The sequence below is a fragment of the Burkholderia sp. Ac-20353 genome, from assembly GCF_017104785.1.
Classification (GTDB): Bacteria; Pseudomonadota; Gammaproteobacteria; order Burkholderiales; family Burkholderiaceae; genus Burkholderia.
In genome coordinates this window covers 1-15,836 of the sequence record NZ_JAAGPL010000054.1, presented here as the reverse complement: position 1 = coordinate 15,836, position 15,836 = coordinate 1, and the positions used below count along the sequence as shown (strand labels likewise).

16 protein-coding genes are annotated in these 15,836 nt (G+C 67.1%); 6 read left to right on the top strand and 10 right to left on the bottom strand.

Features of this window, described 5'->3' with window-relative positions; translation table 11 throughout:
• Positions 1-192: 192 nt before the first annotated feature.
• Positions 193-1,878, bottom strand: a complete 1,686-nt coding sequence (locus tag G3N94_RS17550; RefSeq protein WP_205793890.1) for a GMC family oxidoreductase N-terminal domain-containing protein — start codon at positions 1,876-1,878, stop codon at positions 193-195.
• A gap of 193 nt (positions 1,879-2,071) precedes the next feature.
• Here G3N94_RS17550 and G3N94_RS17545 point away from each other — a divergent pair, with 193 nt between their 5' ends.
• Together G3N94_RS17545 and G3N94_RS17540 are read left to right on the top strand one after the other, a co-directional pair.
• On the top strand, positions 2,072-2,971 hold the full coding sequence (locus tag G3N94_RS17545) for a LysR family transcriptional regulator (RefSeq protein ID WP_205793889.1): 900 nt from the start codon (positions 2,072-2,074) through the stop codon (positions 2,969-2,971).
• Positions 2,972-3,101: 130 nt separating this feature from the next.
• A complete protein-coding gene (locus G3N94_RS17540) occupies positions 3,102-3,635 on the top strand; it encodes a class IV adenylate cyclase (RefSeq protein WP_205793888.1) in 534 nt (177 codons plus the stop codon).
• Positions 3,636-3,674: 39 nt separating this feature from the next.
• Here the strand turns inward: G3N94_RS17540 and G3N94_RS17535 are convergent, their stop codons facing one another.
• Positions 3,675-4,160 carry an Lrp/AsnC family transcriptional regulator gene (locus G3N94_RS17535; RefSeq protein ID WP_010093131.1) on the bottom strand — a complete coding sequence of 162 codons (486 nt, stop codon included), beginning with the start codon at positions 4,158-4,160 and terminating at the stop codon, positions 3,675-3,677.
• A 138-nt stretch (positions 4,161-4,298) separates the two neighbouring features.
• On the opposite strand from G3N94_RS17535, the gene phhA reads away from it, so the two are divergent.
• Together phhA and G3N94_RS17525 are read left to right on the top strand one after the other, a co-directional pair.
• Entirely contained in the window at positions 4,299-5,183 is an 885-nt protein-coding gene (phhA, locus tag G3N94_RS17530; protein WP_241021910.1) for a phenylalanine 4-monooxygenase, read from the top strand.
• Positions 5,184-5,200: 17 nt separating this feature from the next.
• Positions 5,201-5,581 carry a 4a-hydroxytetrahydrobiopterin dehydratase gene (locus G3N94_RS17525; protein WP_277398551.1) on the top strand — a complete coding sequence of 127 codons (381 nt, stop codon included), beginning with the start codon at positions 5,201-5,203 and terminating at the stop codon, positions 5,579-5,581.
• A gap of 90 nt (positions 5,582-5,671) precedes the next feature.
• Here the strand turns inward: G3N94_RS17525 and G3N94_RS17520 are convergent, their stop codons facing one another.
• Positions 5,672-5,902, bottom strand: a complete 231-nt coding sequence (locus G3N94_RS17520; protein WP_205793886.1) for a DUF3717 domain-containing protein — start codon at positions 5,900-5,902, stop codon at positions 5,672-5,674.
• A gap of 123 nt (positions 5,903-6,025) precedes the next feature.
• On the opposite strand from G3N94_RS17520, the gene G3N94_RS17515 reads away from it, so the two are divergent.
• On the top strand, positions 6,026-6,718 hold the full coding sequence (locus G3N94_RS17515; RefSeq protein ID WP_006401494.1) for a response regulator transcription factor: 693 nt from the start codon (positions 6,026-6,028) through the stop codon (positions 6,716-6,718).
• Positions 6,719-6,834: 116 nt separating this feature from the next.
• Positions 6,835-8,331 carry a sensor histidine kinase gene (locus G3N94_RS17510; RefSeq protein WP_205793885.1) on the top strand — a complete coding sequence of 499 codons (1,497 nt, stop codon included), beginning with the start codon at positions 6,835-6,837 and terminating at the stop codon, positions 8,329-8,331.
• Between the two features lie 42 nt (positions 8,332-8,373).
• Here the strand turns inward: G3N94_RS17510 and G3N94_RS17505 are convergent, their stop codons facing one another.
• The 7 genes from G3N94_RS17505 to mnmC form a co-directional block, all read right to left on the bottom strand.
• Complete coding sequence (locus tag G3N94_RS17505; protein WP_205793884.1) at positions 8,374-8,886, bottom strand: SET domain-containing protein-lysine N-methyltransferase; 513 nt, start codon at positions 8,884-8,886, stop codon at positions 8,374-8,376.
• A 211-nt stretch (positions 8,887-9,097) separates the two neighbouring features.
• Entirely contained in the window at positions 9,098-10,210 is a 1,113-nt protein-coding gene (locus G3N94_RS17500) for an NADH:flavin oxidoreductase/NADH oxidase (RefSeq protein WP_205793883.1), read from the bottom strand.
• 152 nt (positions 10,211-10,362) lie between these two features.
• A complete protein-coding gene (locus G3N94_RS17495; RefSeq protein ID WP_205793911.1) occupies positions 10,363-11,073 on the bottom strand; it encodes a glutamine amidotransferase in 711 nt (236 codons plus the stop codon).
• 28 nt (positions 11,074-11,101) lie between these two features.
• Positions 11,102-11,746, bottom strand: a complete 645-nt coding sequence (locus tag G3N94_RS17490) for a MarR family winged helix-turn-helix transcriptional regulator (protein ID WP_205793882.1) — start codon at positions 11,744-11,746, stop codon at positions 11,102-11,104.
• Positions 11,747-12,254: 508 nt separating this feature from the next.
• Entirely contained in the window at positions 12,255-13,370 is a 1,116-nt protein-coding gene (locus G3N94_RS17485) for a YbdK family carboxylate-amine ligase (protein WP_205793881.1), read from the bottom strand.
• 15 nt (positions 13,371-13,385) lie between these two features.
• On the bottom strand, positions 13,386-14,600 hold the full coding sequence (locus tag G3N94_RS17480; protein ID WP_205793880.1) for a cation:proton antiporter: 1,215 nt from the start codon (positions 14,598-14,600) through the stop codon (positions 13,386-13,388).
• Between the two features lie 675 nt (positions 14,601-15,275).
• Positions 15,276-15,836, bottom strand: a 561-nt coding sequence (gene mnmC / locus G3N94_RS17475; RefSeq protein ID WP_205793879.1) for an FAD-dependent 5-carboxymethylaminomethyl-2-thiouridine(34) oxidoreductase MnmC, incomplete at its 5' end; no start/stop codon positions are given.

The following is a 15,836-nucleotide window of genomic DNA, read 5'->3' as shown; positions in this document are numbered from 1 at the left end:
CGCGGCGCGCGGCAGCGGCGTTCGCATTCCATTTGCGCGCGATTACGCAACAAGAATCACGCATGTTTCCGACACGCTATTGCGCGGCGTATCTCTCCCAATATTTTTTAAACCGAAATAATCGGCGGGCCGCCATGTTGATACGCATATCGAATTAGCTTGCGCCCGCCTGTCGGCACACTGTCGCGGATGTCACGCGGCGGACACGGTCGCATCGCTGCGCACCTGCGTCGCGTCGCGCGCCGCACGGCGATCGGCGCGGATCATGTCGCTCGCGCGTTCCGCGATCATCAGCGTCGGCGAATTGGTGTTCCCCGACGTGATGAACGGCATCACCGACGCATCGACGACCCGCAGCCCGGCGACGCCGCGCACGCGCAGCCGGCTGTCGACCACCGCGCGCTCGTCGTCCGCGCGGCCCATCCGGCAAGTGCCGACCGGGTGGAAGATCGTCGTGCCGACCGCGCCCGCCGCGTCGATCAGCTCCGCCTCGCTCTGGTAGCGCGGGCCCGGCAGGATCTCCTCGGGGCGGTAGCGCGCGAGCGCCGGCGCGGACGCGATCCGCCGCGTCAGCCGTAGCGCGTTCGCGGCCACGTGACGATCGTAGTCGGTCGACAGATAGTTCGGCGCGATCGCGGGCGCGGCGCCCGGATCGGCGCTCGCGATGTGGATGCTGCCGCGCGACGTCGGCCGCAGATGGCAGACCGACGCGGTGAACGCGTTGAAGCTGTGCAGCGGCTCGCCGAAGCGCTCGAGCGACAGCGGCTGCACGTGATATTCGAGGTCGGCGCGCGTGAGCGCCGGATCGTCCGGATCGGATTTCGCGAACGCGCCGAGCTGCGACGGCGCCATCGACATCGGCCCGCGCTGCAGCAGCGCATATTCGACGCCGATCGCGAGCTTGCCCCACCAGTGCGCGGCCAGCGTGTTGAGCGTACGCACGCCGTCGACGCGAAACGCCATCCTGAGCTGAAGGTGATCCTGCAGGTTTTCGCCGACGCCGCGCAAGTCCTGCACGACGCCGATGCCGAGTGCCTGCAGCCGGGCGCCGTCGCCGATCCCGGACAACTCCAGCAGCTGCGGCGAATTGACCGCGCCGGACGTCAGCAGCACCTCGGCGCGCGCGCGTGCGACGAAATCGGTGCCGCCGCCGCGATATTCGACGCCGACCGCGCGCCGGCCGTCGAAGATCACGCGCTGCGCGTGCGCACCGGTGATCACGGTCAGGTTCGGCCGCGACATCGCCGGACGCAGGAATGCCTTCGACGCATTCCAGCGCACGCCGCGCTTCTGGTTCACCTCGAAGTAGCCGACGCCGGCGTTGTCGCCGCGGTTGAAATCGTCGGTTGCCGGAATGCCGGTCTGCTGCGCGGCCTGCGCGAACGATTCGAGTATCTCCCAGCGCAGCCGCTGCTTCTCGACGCGCCAGTAGCCGCCCGCGCCGTGCGCGTCGCTCGCGCCCGCATGATGATCCTCGCTGCGCTTGAAGATCGGCAGCACACTGTCCCACGACCAGCCCGCGTCGCCGGTCTCGCGCGCCCAGCCGTCGTAGTCGTCGCGCTGGCCGCGCATGTAGATCATCCCGTTGATCGACGACGAGCCGCCGAGCACGCGGCCGCGCGGGTACGCCAGTGCGCGGCCGTTCAGCCTCGCTTCCGGCTGCGTCTTGTAGAGCCAGTCGGTGCGCGGGTTGCCGATGCAATACAGATAGCCGACCGGGATGTGGATCCAGTGATAGTCGTCCTTGCCGCCGGCTTCGAGCAGCAGCACGCGGATGTCCGGATCTTCGGTCAGACGGTTCGCGAGCACGCAGCCCGCGGTGCCCGCGCCAACGATCACGTAATCGAATTCGCCCTCGAGCGTCCGTTCAGTGTTCACGGCCTGTCCCCTCGTTTGTTGTGTGCCGCGCGCAAGCGCGCCGCGGCCAATTCCAGCATAGCGCTTCGGGCGGCGGCTGCCGTTGCCGCCCGACACGTGACCGATGAAGCGTACCCCCCATACGCGCCACCAATCCAATGAGTTATGCTCAAATGCGTTATAAGCAACGCTTATATCAGGAACGATCACGACGATGGACCTCACCCTGCTCCGAGCCTTCGCCACGGTCGCGCGCGAAGGGAACCTGACGCGCGCCGCCGAGCAGCTGCACGTCACGCAGCCGGCCGTCAGCCTGCAGATCAAGCATCTGCAGGCTGCGCTCGGCGTCGTGCTGTTCACGCGCACGTCACGCGGGCTCGCGCTCACGCGCGACGGCCAGACGCTGTTGCCGCACGCGGAACGCGCGCTCGCCGCGGCGGCCGACGTGCAGCGCGCGGCCGCCGCGCTGCGGCACGAGGTGCGCGGGCGGCTGCGGATCGGCACGATCCTCGACCCGCAATTCCTGCGGCTCGGCGGCTTCCTGCGCGCGCTCGTCGAGACCCATCCGCAGATCGAGACGGCGCTGCGGCACGGGATGTCGGGCTGGGTGCTCGAGCAGGTGCGCGCGCAGGCGCTCGACGTCGGCTACTACATCGGCCAGCCTGGCGAGGACGAGCCGCGCGACGGTGCGCTGTTTCACACCGTCACGCTCACGCATTTCCAGTACCGGGTGCTCGCGCCGGCCGGCTGGAAGGAGCGCGTGCAGCGCGCGCAGGACTGGCGCGCGCTCGCCGCGCTGCCGTGGATCTGGACGCCGCCGCAGTCTGCGCATCACCGGCTGCTGTCGCGCCGGTTCGCGCAAGCTGGCGCGCAGCCGGCGAAGGTCGCCGAGGTCGACCAGGAGCAGTCGATGCTGGATCTCGTCAAATCGGGGATCGGGCTCACGCTCGCGCGCGACGCGACCGCGCTGGCCGAAGCGCATGCGCACGCGCTGACGATCGTCGAGCACGTGACGGTGCCGACCGAGCTGACGTTCGTGACGCTCGCCGCGCGGCGCGACGAGCCGGCGATCGCGGCCGCGCTGCGGCTGATCGAAGCGCAGTGGACGACATGAGCGATGCTGATGACGGAGGCCTCGCGTGCGCCGGCAGGGTCGGCATCACGTCGTCACGCCGCCGTCGCGTGGTTTTTGCTAGATTGTGCGTTCGCCCTCGTCAGACCCTTGCCTCCCGAAGGAGACCCGCATGGCCCGTAACATCGAGATCAAAGCCCGCGCCCGCGAATTCGACCGTCTGCGCGAACGCGCGGCGGCGCTCGCCACCGACGCGCCGCTCTTCTACCGCCAGCAGGATTTCTTCTACGACGTGCCGCGCGGCCGGCTGAAGCTGCGCCGCTTCGAGGACGGCACGCCGGCCGAGCTGATCTTCTACCAGCGCGACGACCGCGACGGCCCGAAGGCGTCGTACTACACGCGCAGCCCCGTGACGAACCCGGACGCGATGCACGCACTGCTCGCGACCGCGCTGACGACGCGCGGCATCGTCACGAAGGAGCGGCACGTGTACCTCGTGGGCCGCACGCGCATTCACCTCGACCGCGTGGACGGCCTCGGCGACTTCATCGAGCTGGAAGTCGTGCTCGCGCCGGACGAGGAAGAAGCAGCCGGCGAAGCCGAAGCGCACGAGATGTTCGCGAAGCTCGGCGTGCCGCACGACGACCTTGTCGCGGTCGCGTATGTCGACCTGCTGAACGCCGACGCGCCGGAAACGGCTGCCTGAGCATGCCCGGGCAACGCGGCGGCTCGTTGCGAGCCGCCGTCACGCCGCGCCCGGCTCCAGATGCGCGAGCGGCAGCGGCCCGTTGCGCTTGAAGGTCGTCAGCACGATGTTCGAGCGCACGCTGTCGACGCCCGGCACGCGCATCAGCTTCTTCATCACGAACTGCGACAGCGCGTTCAGGTCGGGCGCGACGATCCGCAGCAGGTAGTCCGCGTCGCCAACCACCGCGTGGCATTCGAGCACCTCGGGCAGCACGTCGATCTGCTGCTGGAACTGCTCGATGATCGAATCGCCGTGGTGCTTGAGCTTCAGGCTCGTGAACGCGGTGACGCCGAGCCCGAGCTTCTCCGGCCGCAGCATCACGCGGTAGCCCTCGATCACGCCCGCGGCCTCGAGCCGCTGCAGGCGCCGGCCGATCTGCGACGGCGACAGCGGCACCTCCTCGCCGAGCTGCTGATGCGTGGCCCGGCCGAAGCGCTGCAGCACGTCGAGGAGCGCCAGATCGAAGTGATCGAGTTCCAACATGAGAATTCTCCGCGTGATTCGATGGTTTGATGCGCGATTATCGCATTAACATGCAAATCATCGCCAATTTTGCGCCCAATCCGCGCGGACCACGCTCTACACTTGCATGCATCCCAACCGCTGCGTGCAGAGCCGAACATGTCCACCGTCGTCACCGCGAAACTGCAGGAACAGTTCGACGCGGGTCTTGAAACCCGCGCCGATTTCACCATCGACCAGCCGCTCGAACGCTACGGCCAGGTCGACCACGCGGTGTGGCATCAGCTCTATGCGCGCCAGTCCGCGCTGCTGCAGGGTCGCGCGTGCGACGCGTTCGTCGCCGGGCTCGCGAAGATCGACCTCCCCGCCGACCGCGTGCCGTCGTTCGCGGACGTCAACCGTCAGCTGAAACCGGCGACCGGCTGGGAGATCGTCGCGGTGCCGGGGCTCGTGCCCGATCGCGTGTTCTTCGAGCATCTCGCGAACCGGCGCTTTCCGGTCACCTGGTGGATGCGCCGCCCCGACCAGCTCGACTACCTGCAGGAACCGGACTGCTTCCACGACCTGTTCGGCCATGTGCCGCTGCTGATCAACCCCGTGTTCGCCGACTACATGCAGGCGTACGGCCGTGTCGCGCTCGCGGTCGCCGACGATGCCGACGCGCTCGCGCGGCTCGCGCGCCTCTACTGGTACACGGTCGAATTCGGGCTGATCCGCGACCCGCGCGGCACGAACGGGCTGTCGATCTACGGCGCGGGGATCGTGTCGAGCAAGGGCGAAAGCCTGTACAGCCTGGAAAGCGCGGCGCCGAACCGGCTCGGCTTCGACCTCGAGCGCGTGATGCGCACGCAATACCGGATCGACACGTTCCAGCAGACCTACTTCGTGATCGACGACTTCGCGCAGCTGTTCGCGCTCGCACACGTCGACGGCCGCGCGCTCGCCGACCGGCTCGCGGGCCTGCCCGAATACGCGGCCGGCGCGGTGCTCGACACCGACCGTGTGCTGCATCGCGGCACGGGTGCCGGCCGCGCCGACGCCTGACACACAACTATGGAAGAATGGTCGGTGCCGGCGATGCTGCCGCGCGACGCTTGTCGCGCGCAGCCCGCCGTTTCCGAACGAGGTGCACGATGATCCACAAACTCACATCAGAAGAACGCAAGACCCGACTCGAGCGCCTGCCGCACTGGACGGCCGTGCCGGGCCGCGATGCGATCCAGCGCAGCCTGCGCTTCGCCGATTTCAACGAGGCGTTCGGCTTCATGACGCGCGTCGCGATCAAGGCGCAGGAAATGAACCACCATCCGGAATGGTTCAACGTCTACAACCGCGTCGACGTCACGCTGTCGACCCATGATGCGGACGGCCTCACCGAACGCGACATCGAGCTTGCCCACTTCATCGACGCGGCCGGCGCCCACGCAAAACCCGCCGCCTGACGTTTTTCCCTGCCGCGTGCGATTCTCGCGCGCGGCACGTCAACTTTTCATTTCGCTGAACGTTTCCTACGATGTACTCAGCGAAAGCCTTCAGCTTTCCAAGCGTTCCTTAAGGCGCACGTAAGCGTCCCACGCTTTCCGAGCCTTAGGGTCCAAACCTTCCAGTTGCACGGAGGTTTGCCGCTGTACAATCAGCAGCGCATACGGCTTGGAGAGCGCGCTAGCCTCTTCGCAGAGTCTGAGTTCGTCGCCGCTCGACGGCGAGCGGGCGCGCCAGAAATTGATCGCGGCTTCAAGGTCGTGGATCGAAATATCGGACATGGTTGGTTTGTATCGTTCGCTGGCCGCCTGCTTGACGTCAGGCTTTGCGGCGGCGCCCTGTGGAAACGGCGTCGTGCTGTCCGCGTGCCTGAACCGCCAACCCATTGTACTTGAGCGATATTCATGCGACTCCTTCTGATCGAAGACGACCGCCCCATTGCACGCGGTATCCAGAGCAGCCTCGAGCAGGCTGGCTTCACCGTCGACATGGTGCACGATGGCATTTTTGCCGAGCAGGCGCTTGCGCAGAACCGTCACGAGCTCGTGATCCTCGACCTCGGCCTGCCGGGCATCGACGGCATGACGCTGCTCACCCGCTTCCGCCAGACCAACCGGCATACGCCCGTGATCGTGCTGACCGCGCGCGACGAGCTGAACGACCGGATCCAGGGCCTGAACTCGGGTGCCGACGACTACATGCTGAAACCGTTCGAGCCGGCCGAGCTCGAAGCGCGGATCCGCGCGGTGATGCGCCGCAGCGGCCCGCACAGCGACATGCCGCGTCCGGAAGTGTCGCTCGGCGGCGTCCGCCTGTCGGGCGTCGACCGCCGCATCTTCAACGACGACAAGCCGCTCGAGCTGTCGCCGCGTGAATTCGCGGTGCTCGAAATGCTGCTGCTGCGTCATGGCCGCGTCGTCAGCAAGGCGCAGCTGCAGGATCACCTGACGCACTTCGGCGGCGATCTCGGCGACACCGCGATCGAAGTCTACGTGCACCGCGTGCGCAAGAAACTCGAGCAGTGCCGTGTCGAGATCGTCACGGTGCGTGGCTTCGGCTACCTGCTGCAGGAAATCCGCCAGACGGCCAGCGTCTGACCGGACGCGGACCCTCGGCGGGCGATCCGGCGGACTTCCGCCGGCGTCCGCCTGCCCGCCCCGCCGCCCGACCGCGCCGCTCCCCGTGAGCGGCGCTTATCCATTTCCTGCCCGAAATGTCTTCTGATCCGGCTGTGACCAGCCTGCGCCGTTCGCTATTGCGGCGCCTCGCCGCGCCGCTGTCGATGCTCGCGCTGATGAGCGGACTGATTGCGTACTGGCTCGCGTGGCAATACACGCAGCACGTGATCGACCGCTCGCTCGCGGATCTCGCCACCGCGATCTCGAAACAGATCCAGATCGCCGGCCCCGACGCGCCGTTCACGGTGCCGCCGCTCGCGCAGGCGATGTTCTCCGACCCCTCCGAAGCGCTGATCTACCGGATCAGCGACGGCGAGCAGGAACTCGCCGGCGATCCGAAGCTGCCGCTGCGCGGCACCAGCGTGCGGCGCATGCATCACGCGTACGTGTTCGAGGCCGAATACGACAACCGCGCGGTGCGCGTCGCGCAGGTACGCGTCGACGAAGTCGACGGCGGCAAGCCGATGGTCGTCGAAGTTGCGCAGCCGGTCCGGCACCGCTACCGGATCGCCGCCGAATTCCTGATCGCGATCATGATGCCGCTGCTGCTGCTGCTGCTCGCGGGCTGGGGCATCGTGTGGCGCGTCGTGAACCAGCAGCTCGGCCCGCTCACGCATCTCGCCGATTCGCTCAACCGGCAAACCCATACGTCGCTGGAGCCCGTCGACGAGACCGACGTGCCGCTCGAGATCCGGCCGCTGACGAGCGCAATGAACGCACTGCTCGGGCGCCTGAAGACCGCGCTCGACGCGCAGCGCAAGTTCATCGCCGACGCCGCACACCAGCTGCGCACACCGCTCACCGCGGTAAAGCTGCATGCGGAACAGGCCGCCGTCGCGCGCGACGCACAACAGACCTTCGCCGCAGTGCGCGAACTGCGCGCGGCCGCGGACCGCGCGGTGCGGCTGTCGAACCAGCTGCTGTCGCTCGCGCGGGCGGAGCCCGGCGAACAGGCCGCGCGCTTCGTCGACGTCGACCTCGCCGCGATGGCGTTCGAGACCGGCGCCGAATGGGTGCCGCGCGCGCTCGCGTCGCATGTCGACCTCGGCTTCCAGCGCAGCGACGAGCCGCCGGACGACGAGGCGGACAACGACCGGGCGCTGCTCGTGCGCGGCAACCCCGTGCTGCTGCGCGAGGTGATCGCGAACCTGCTCGACAATGCGCTGAAGTATGTGCCGCTCGCGCGGCCGGACGGCGCGCGGATCACCGTGAACGTCGCGCGCTCGGCGCTCGACACGGGCGAGCCGGCTGCGGAGATCGTCGTCGAGGATAACGGCCCGGGTGTGCCCGCGAGCCAGCAGGCGGACCTGTTCAAGCGGTTCTTCCGCGGCGACGCGCAAAGCGGCAACGGCGTCGAGACGGGCGCCGGCCTCGGCCTCGCGATCGTGCATGACATCATCGCGATGCACGGCGGGACCGTGTCGTACGAGGACGCGTCGGAGGGCGGCTCGCGGTTCGTGGTGAGGGTGCCGCTCGTCACGCAGGCGGCGAAGCCTGCAACGACGGAGCCGGCTGCAGCGCCGACACACTGAGCGCACCGGGGGAAAGCGGCGCACCGCGTGCGCCGCTCGTCGTCACTTCTTCTTTTTCCTGTCGCTCGAAGCGGTCGCGTCCTTCTTCTTTTTCTTCTTCGCGTCCGCTTCGGACGTCGCGAGCATCGTGCCGCGGCACGATTCCGCGCCGCAACGGCAAGCGTATTCGCGCTTCAGCTTCTTCGTGAGCTTCGCGTCGATCACGAGGCCGTAGTCGTAGAACAGCTCCTCTTCCGGTTCGATGTCGCGCAGCGCGTGGATGTACACGCGGCCGTCGACCTCCTCGGCCTCGCAGTTCGGCGCGCACGAATGGTTGATCCAGCGCGCGCTGTTGCCGTCGACCTTGCCGTCGATCACGCCGCCTTCCTCGAGCGCGAAGTAGAACGTATGGTTCGGATCGTTCGGATCGTGCGGATGGCGGCGCAGCGCTTCCTTCCACGAAATTCGTTCGCCCTTGTATTCCACAACGCGCTCGCCGGTCTTGATCGGCGCCACGGCAAACACGCCCCTGCCGTGTACTCCCGAGCGGCGCACCGCGATCCTGCGTGAACTCATCGAACGAATCCTTCTTCTGAAGACGACTTGAAAGGGAAATGGCCGCGGTGACAGCCACGCTTCGCCGAAGCGCTGCACTCACTTGCCGGTACGCCCGCGCCGGCCCGCCGGAAATGAAAACGCGGCGCCGATCGGCGCCGCGTCAGGGCATGCGGCGAATCATCCGCATCCTACACGGTCGGGATTGTTTCGTTCAACCGCGAATGCCCACTCAGCGCTGGCCGAACGCGATGTCGCCGAACAGCGCCTTGTGCTCGCGCGGCTGCGAACGCCAGTACTGCGGCGGCGCCGTCACCTGCGCACCGAGCGCCGCGGCCGCGTGCCACGGCCAGCGCGGGTCGTACAGCATCGCGCGCGCCATCGCGACGAGATCGGCATCGCCTGCGTCGACCAGCCGGTTCGCATGCGCGGGGTCGTCGATGAGGCCGACCGCGACCGTCGGCATCCCGACCGCACGCTTCACCGCCTGCGCGAAAGGCACCTGGTAGCCCGGCGACAGCGGGATCTTCTGCAGCGGCGATACACCGCCCGACGACACGTCGATCCAGTCGCAGCCGCGGCGCTTCAGTTCGTGCGCGAACGCGATCGTATCGTCGAGCTCCCAGCCGCCTTCGACCCAGTCGGTCGCCGACACGCGCACGCCAACGGGCCGGTCCTCCGGAAATGCCGCGCGCACGATCTCGAAGATCTCGAGCGGAAAGCGCATCCGGTTCTCGCGCGAACCGCCATATTCGTCAGTACGCCGGTTCGCGAGCGGCGACAGGAACTGGTGCAGCAGGTAGCCATGCGCCGCATGCACCTCGATCGCATCGATGCCGAGCCGCGCCGCACGCTTCGCGGCCGCCGCGAAGGCGTCGCGGATCCGGTTGAGTCCCGCCGTGTCGAGCGCGAGCGGCGGTGTCTCGCCGTCCTTGTGCGGCACCGGCGACGGCGCGTGCGGCAGCCACCCCCCGTCCGCGACTTCGATCAGCTGGCCGCCTTCCCACGGCACGTGGCTCGACGCCTTGCGCCCCGCATGCGACAGCTGCATTGCGACGCGGATCGGCGAATGCTTGCGGATCGCCGCGAGCACCGGTTTCAGCGCGGCTTCGGTGACGTCGTCCCAGAGGCCGAGGTCGGCGGGCGTGATGCGGCCGTCCGGCTCGACCGCGGTTGCCTCGATGCACAGCAGCCCGGCGCCGGACAGCGCGAGATGGCCGAGGTGGATCATGTGCCAGTCGGTCGCCTCGCCGCGCTCGGCCGAATACTGGCACATCGGGGACACGACGATCCGGTTCGGAAGCGTCACACTGCGCAACGTGAACGGGGTAAACAGCGCTGTCATGGAAGCCGCTCGCTGGAATGGGGAAAGAGCGGCTGAGCGTAGCACGCGCGTGCGAAGCGCGCTGGTGGCGGGGCCGGCCGTAAGCGGTTGGTCAGGTGCGGCCGGCGAGGTGCGGCAGGCGAGGTGTGGTTGGCCAGATGCGGCCGGCGAGGTCAAAGCCCGACGCTGTCGAGCCATTCGGCGAACATGCGCCGTGCGGCCGTCTCGAGCACGGGGCCGTGCTGCGCAGTATCGGCGCGCAGCTGGCGCGCATCGATGCCCGGCGTCGCGGTAATTTCGCCGGCGTTGCCGATCAGCCAGGGTTCGAAGCGGTCGGCCCGGATTTCCGGATGACATTGCAGCGCCAGCACATGCTGCCCCCACGCGAACGCCTGGTGACGGCAAGCGGGCGTCGACGCGAGATGGATCGCGCCGCCCGGCAGGTCGAAGGTGTCGCCGTGCCAGTGCAGCATCGACGTCGCCGCGCCGTCGAGATGGCGCAACGGCGACGCGCGGCCCGCGTCGGTGAGCGTGAGCGGCGACCAGCCGAGTTCCTTCTGCGCGCCCGGGTAGACGCGCGCGCCGAGCGCGCGCGCGATGAACTGCGCGCCGAGACAGATGCCGAGGATCGGCAGCCCCGCATCGATGCGCTGCCTGACGAGCGCCGCGAGCGGCGCGGTCGTCGGATACTGCGCATCGTCGTACACGCTGACCGGCCCGCCGAGCACGACGAACAGCGACGGCACGCGCACGTCGAGCACCTCGACCCGTGACGATCCGACATCGACGTACCGCACCCGCCTCCCCCGTTCGCCGAGCACCTGCTCGAAGCTGCCGAGGTCTTCGAAATGCACGTGGCGGATCGCCACGACTTCAGCGTTCATCATCGGCCTCCCGGTCGATCGACGGACGTCAGGCTGCGAAAATCTTCCAGATCTTCTTTTGCGTCGCCGCGTCAGCTTCTTCGTGTACCGAACAATCGAGACGCAGGTCGCTGTCCGCGAGCGGCACGTCGAGCGCCACGCAGAAATGCGTCGCCGCCGCCTTCTTCGATGCCTTCGACGGCTGGAAGTGCGCGCACGTCACGCACATCCGGTGCGGCGGCGTCGCGCCCGCAACCTGCAGCTCGCGCAGCGTCTTCAGCAGCGCGCGGTACAGCGCGCCCTGCTCGTCCGCGCCGAGCGAGCCGACCGCCTTGGTCAGGAACTCCGGCCACTGCAGCGCCTTCTTCGCCGCGGTGCGGCCGCGGGCGGACAGCCGCACTGCGAGCGCACGGCCGTCGTCCAGCGCACGGCGCTTTTCGACGAGACCCTTGGTCTCGAGCGTGCTCACTGCATCGCTCGTCGTCGCCGCGGTGAGCTGCGTCTCGCGCGCGATCTCGCCGAGCCGCATCGGGCCCTTGCGCTGCAGCAGCAGCACCAGGATCTCGCCTTGCGTCGGCGTGAGGCCTGCGCCTTCCGCCCAATCCCATGCCTGACTCCGCATGGCCGTACTCAACCGCAGCAAACTGTGGGTCACGCGCCCTGCAGCCTGGTTCCCGTAAATGCCTTCGCTCATAGTCTTTTCGCTTTGCCGCCGCCCGGAAGCCCGGACGGCCGTAGTGTGGAGATCGAATTTCTCTCTCAAAATGGATGCCCCGAACCGAGCGCATCCGGCACGACCGTCGCAAGGCACATGCGGCGGCCGCATTCGCGTCGACCGGTCGCACACATATCGTTCCGGTGTCCGCAAAGCCGACATTCTAAGCGACAGTGGAAAATCGCACAGCTAAGTTATCCAGTCGAATCTGTGGATAACGGCTGAATAACCCTACAAACCGGCTGTGCGCGTAATGCCGTCTGACCGCCATAGAGGAGTGGCGAACATTTTACGGAATTCGCCGGCCTGCCGCCCGACGATTATCGTCCACTGGGTTATCCGTTCCACAGGTGCTTGACTTTGCAGCAGAAAATCGTGTTATCCACAGCTCGCCGACAGGCCTGGGAACGATTTCGGCATTGACATCCGTCAACTGCCGTTCAGCGAATTGCCGCGCGGTCGAGCCTGCAATCCGCAAAACAATTTTTCATTCACGCCAACGTAAGCACTGCTGGCGGACGGTTTCGTTCAGCGATTTTTCCTGCTTGAACACGGTACGCAGCCACGACGCGTCGTTCACGCGCGCCTTCGCGAGCGCGCCGATCTCGTCGAGCGCCGCGCGCGAGCCGAGCGCGGCCGCATGCGGCGCGATCCGGTCGAGCGTGTCGAGGATGTCCTCCGCGATCGTGCGGCGCTCACCAGTCTGAGGATTCACGCAGGTGCCTTCGAGGCCGAACCGGCAGGCTTCGAAGCGGTTGAATGTGTAGACGAGATAGTCGTCTTCGGACAACTTCAATGGCCGGTCGGTCAGCAGGTAGCGCGCGAGCGTCTGGATGTAGCACGCGATCGCCGCCGCGCGGTCGACCGACAGCGGCGTGTCCATCACGCGCACCTCGATCGTGCCGTAGCCCGGTTTCGGCCGGATGTCCCAGTAGAAGTCCTTCATCGAATTGACGACGCCCGTGTTCACCATCTTCATGAAGTACTCCTCGAAGCTGTCCCAGGTGAGCACGAACGGCGCGCGGCCCGACAGCGGGAACGCGAACACCGAGTTCAGGCGCGCCGAGTGGAAGCCCGTGTCGACGTTCTGCACGAACGGCGACGACGCGGACAGCGCGATGAAATGCGGAATGAAGCGCGACATCGAGTGCAGCAGGAACAGCGCGCTGTCCGGGTCCGGGCAGCCGATGTGCACGTGCTGGCCGAACACGGTGAACTGTTTGGCGAGGTAGCCGTACAGTTCGGAGATGTACTGGAAGCGCGGCGCGTCGTAGATCTGCCGTTCGCTCCACTGCTGGAACGCGTGCGTACCGCCGCCGCACAGGCCGACGTTGAGCTGGTCGGCCGCCTTCACGAGCACGTCGCGGATCGCGTGCAGCTCGCCGACCGCCTGCTCGTGCGAATGGCAGATGCCGGTCGACAGCTCGATCATGCTTTCGGTGATTTCCGGCGTGATGTTGCCGGGGAAGGTCTCGCCCTGGATCAGCCGCATCAGGTCGGACGCGGCTTTCGTCAGATCGTAGTTGTGCGTGTTGACGACCTGGATCTCCAGTTCGACGCCGAACGTGAACGGCTCGGAATTGACGAAGGTTTCGAGTGCCATGGCAGTTTCCGAAAGTCAGTTGCTGTCTCTACGTTCGCCGACCGCCGACAGGCAGCGGTAGACGAGGAACGGCCCGACGAGTTGCAGGACCACGATCGCGCACATCACGATCGCGCGCAAGTGGGGATCGAAATTCGGGTAGAGCTGGTAGGTGTCGTCGACGAGCAGGTACGCGAGCGCGGACATCGGCGACAGCGCGAGGCCGAGCGCGATGCCCTGCTTCGTGCCGATCCCGCTCGGTTTCGCGAACATCATGACACCCGCCAGCTTCGCGACGACCCGCGTGACGATCAGCGCGACCGCGAACAGGCCGCCGTGCGCGATGTCGCCCCACGTGAACGAGGTCAGCGTGAGCACGAACAGGATCACCGTCAGCAGCCAGCCGGCGGTGCCGAAATGTTCGGGCCACAGCTGCGGACGCGCTTCGAGGTTCTTCACGATGATGCCGGCGAGCAGCAGCGTGAGCAGTGTCGACAGCTTCAGCGCCTGCGCGACCGCGATCGCGAGCATCACGAGCCCGAACAGCGCGACGAACGAATGCTCGTCGCGCATCGTCGCGGTCATGTGGCGGAACAGGTAGATGCACGCGCGCGCGACGAGATACGCGACGACGAACGAACCGACCAGCAGGTAGACGGGCTGCAGCACCGTCGCGAACACGTTGCCGTACGCCTCCTGGTGCAGCCAGCTCGTCACGAGCTTGGTCAGCACGACCGCATAGACGCTGTTGAGCGCGGTCAGCGTGATCAGGCGTTGCGACACCTGCCCTTCCGCGCGCAGCTCGGTCCTCAGCTGGATCACCATCGACGGCGAGGTTGCGATCGCGATCGCCGACAGCACGAGCGCGACCATTCCCGAGATGCCGAGCGCGAGCAGCATGAACAGCACGAGCACGAACGTGAGCGTCGCTTCGGCGAGGCTCGACGCGATCAGCCATGGATTGCGGCGGATCCAGCGCAGGTCGAGGCGGCTGCCGAGCTCGAACAGCAGCAGGCCGAGCGCGACGTCGATCAGCAGACGCGAGGTTTCGTCGGTGCTGGCGTCGATCACGCCGAAACCGAACGACCCGGCGATCAGGCCGATCACTGCATAACCGGTGATGCGTGGCAGCCGCCACGCGCGATAGCACAGCTCGCCGCACAGGCCCGCGGCGAACAGCGCGAGCCCGGCCCAGAACACGGGATCCGGCGACAGCGGCCAATTGGGCAGGAATGAGAACGCCGACTTCATCGTGGTGATTCTCCTTTGGAAGCAACCGCCAGCAACGCAGGGTCAAGCGTCAGGATCGAGATGCACGCCGGCTGGGTATTGCCCCGAATGTGATTGTTGTGGTCGACCGCAGGACATGGGAAGAATCGCCTGCGCCGCCGGACGGCGGAGATGTCGCTCAGGTGTGCCGATCTGGATTGTCGGCCTGATGTGTGAATGGACTGCGCGATCTCGAAGATTCAGATTCGAAATCGTGCCGACCGTTCCATTGAAGCATGTCCGGCGCCTGGCCGGACGAACGCGAAGGAATCCGATTGTGCCACAGGTTTTCGGGACTGGAACCCTTTGATCAGGCGAATCGCCGCGCTGTGCGGCGGCATGCCTTTCAATTCAAAGGTTTACCTGTATACATACGTAGTAGAAGTTAACAAGACGCGCACTGTTCTGTGGATAACTCCGGTTTACGTCGACAGATCAACACGTTGGCAAAACCATAACCCGCTGCACAGGCTGTTTGCGCACAGCGGATCGATTGGAGTAACTTTCGGGCCGTTTCACAGTGCTGTGGCGTTACCCAGTTTACGTCCACTGTGATTGCACACGGAATGCGCACGGTTTCCGCGCGGTTATCCACAGGTGCGGGTGGATAACCTGGTGCGGCGGAATCGGTGAACTGTGAGATGAAGGTGATGCGCGTCAGTCGGCCGCGCTCACCCGTCGCGCGCGCAGCGCGCGGATCAGGAAGCGCGCGGGATCGATCGCTTCGGCAAGCTCGCGCTCGAGTGGCCACGGCTCGCCTTCGAGCTGCGACGCGATCAGCTCGGCGCCGAGCGCGGCCCAGACAAGGCCGCGCGAACCGTAGCCGAAGGCGCCGTAGAGGCCCTCGGTGCGCGGCAGGTCGCGGGCCTTCGCGCCGCTCAGCGCCTTCGCGTTCGCAACCGCCAGCGTTTCGTCCGCGAGCGGCCCGATCATCGGCAGCCGGTCGCCGGCGACCCAGCGGAACGCGACACGCCCGCGCAGGCTGTCGACGGGCGGCACGTCGCCGATCAGGCCCGGCAGCAGATGCCGGACCCGCGCGAGGTTTTCGGCGTGGCCGGCCGGGCGCAGCGCGGGATCGAGGTCGTCCGGTTCGAACGTCGCGCCGATCAGCAGCGTGCCGTCGTCGAGCGGCACCGCGTAGCCGTCGCCGATGACCGGGCAGTCGAGCGGCGCCGTGCTGCCCGCCGGCAGCAGCGTCAGCTGTCCGCGCACGGGCTG

What these genes read in the sequence shown, in the direction of transcription:
- G3N94_RS17545 (WP_205793889.1), top strand. Translation starts at nt 2,072, where the DNA reads ATGGACCTCACCCTGCTCCGAGCCTTCGCCACGGTCGCGCGCGAAGGG.
- G3N94_RS17540 (WP_205793888.1), top strand. Translation starts at nt 3,102, where the DNA reads ATGGCCCGTAACATCGAGATCAAAGCCCGCGCCCGCGAATTCGACCGT.
- G3N94_RS17535 (WP_010093131.1), bottom strand. Translation starts at nt 4,160, where the DNA reads ATGTTGGAACTCGATCACTTCGATCTGGCGCTCCTCGACGTGCTGCAG.
- phhA (WP_241021910.1), top strand. Translation starts at nt 4,299, where the DNA reads ATGTCCACCGTCGTCACCGCGAAACTGCAGGAACAGTTCGACGCGGGT.
- G3N94_RS17525 (WP_277398551.1), top strand. Translation starts at nt 5,201, where the DNA reads ATGGTCGGTGCCGGCGATGCTGCCGCGCGACGCTTGTCGCGCGCAGCC.
- G3N94_RS17520 (WP_205793886.1), bottom strand. Translation starts at nt 5,902, where the DNA reads ATGTCCGATATTTCGATCCACGACCTTGAAGCCGCGATCAATTTCTGG.
- G3N94_RS17515 (WP_006401494.1), top strand. Translation starts at nt 6,026, where the DNA reads ATGCGACTCCTTCTGATCGAAGACGACCGCCCCATTGCACGCGGTATC.
- G3N94_RS17510 (WP_205793885.1), top strand. Translation starts at nt 6,835, where the DNA reads ATGTCTTCTGATCCGGCTGTGACCAGCCTGCGCCGTTCGCTATTGCGG.
- G3N94_RS17505 (WP_205793884.1), bottom strand. Translation starts at nt 8,886, where the DNA reads ATGAGTTCACGCAGGATCGCGGTGCGCCGCTCGGGAGTACACGGCAGG.
- G3N94_RS17500 (WP_205793883.1), bottom strand. Translation starts at nt 10,210, where the DNA reads ATGACAGCGCTGTTTACCCCGTTCACGTTGCGCAGTGTGACGCTTCCG.
- G3N94_RS17495 (WP_205793911.1), bottom strand. Translation starts at nt 11,073, where the DNA reads ATGAACGCTGAAGTCGTGGCGATCCGCCACGTGCATTTCGAAGACCTC.
- G3N94_RS17490 (WP_205793882.1), bottom strand. Translation starts at nt 11,746, where the DNA reads ATGAGCGAAGGCATTTACGGGAACCAGGCTGCAGGGCGCGTGACCCAC.
- G3N94_RS17485 (WP_205793881.1), bottom strand. Translation starts at nt 13,370, where the DNA reads ATGGCACTCGAAACCTTCGTCAATTCCGAGCCGTTCACGTTCGGCGTC.
- G3N94_RS17480 (WP_205793880.1), bottom strand. Translation starts at nt 14,600, where the DNA reads ATGAAGTCGGCGTTCTCATTCCTGCCCAATTGGCCGCTGTCGCCGGAT.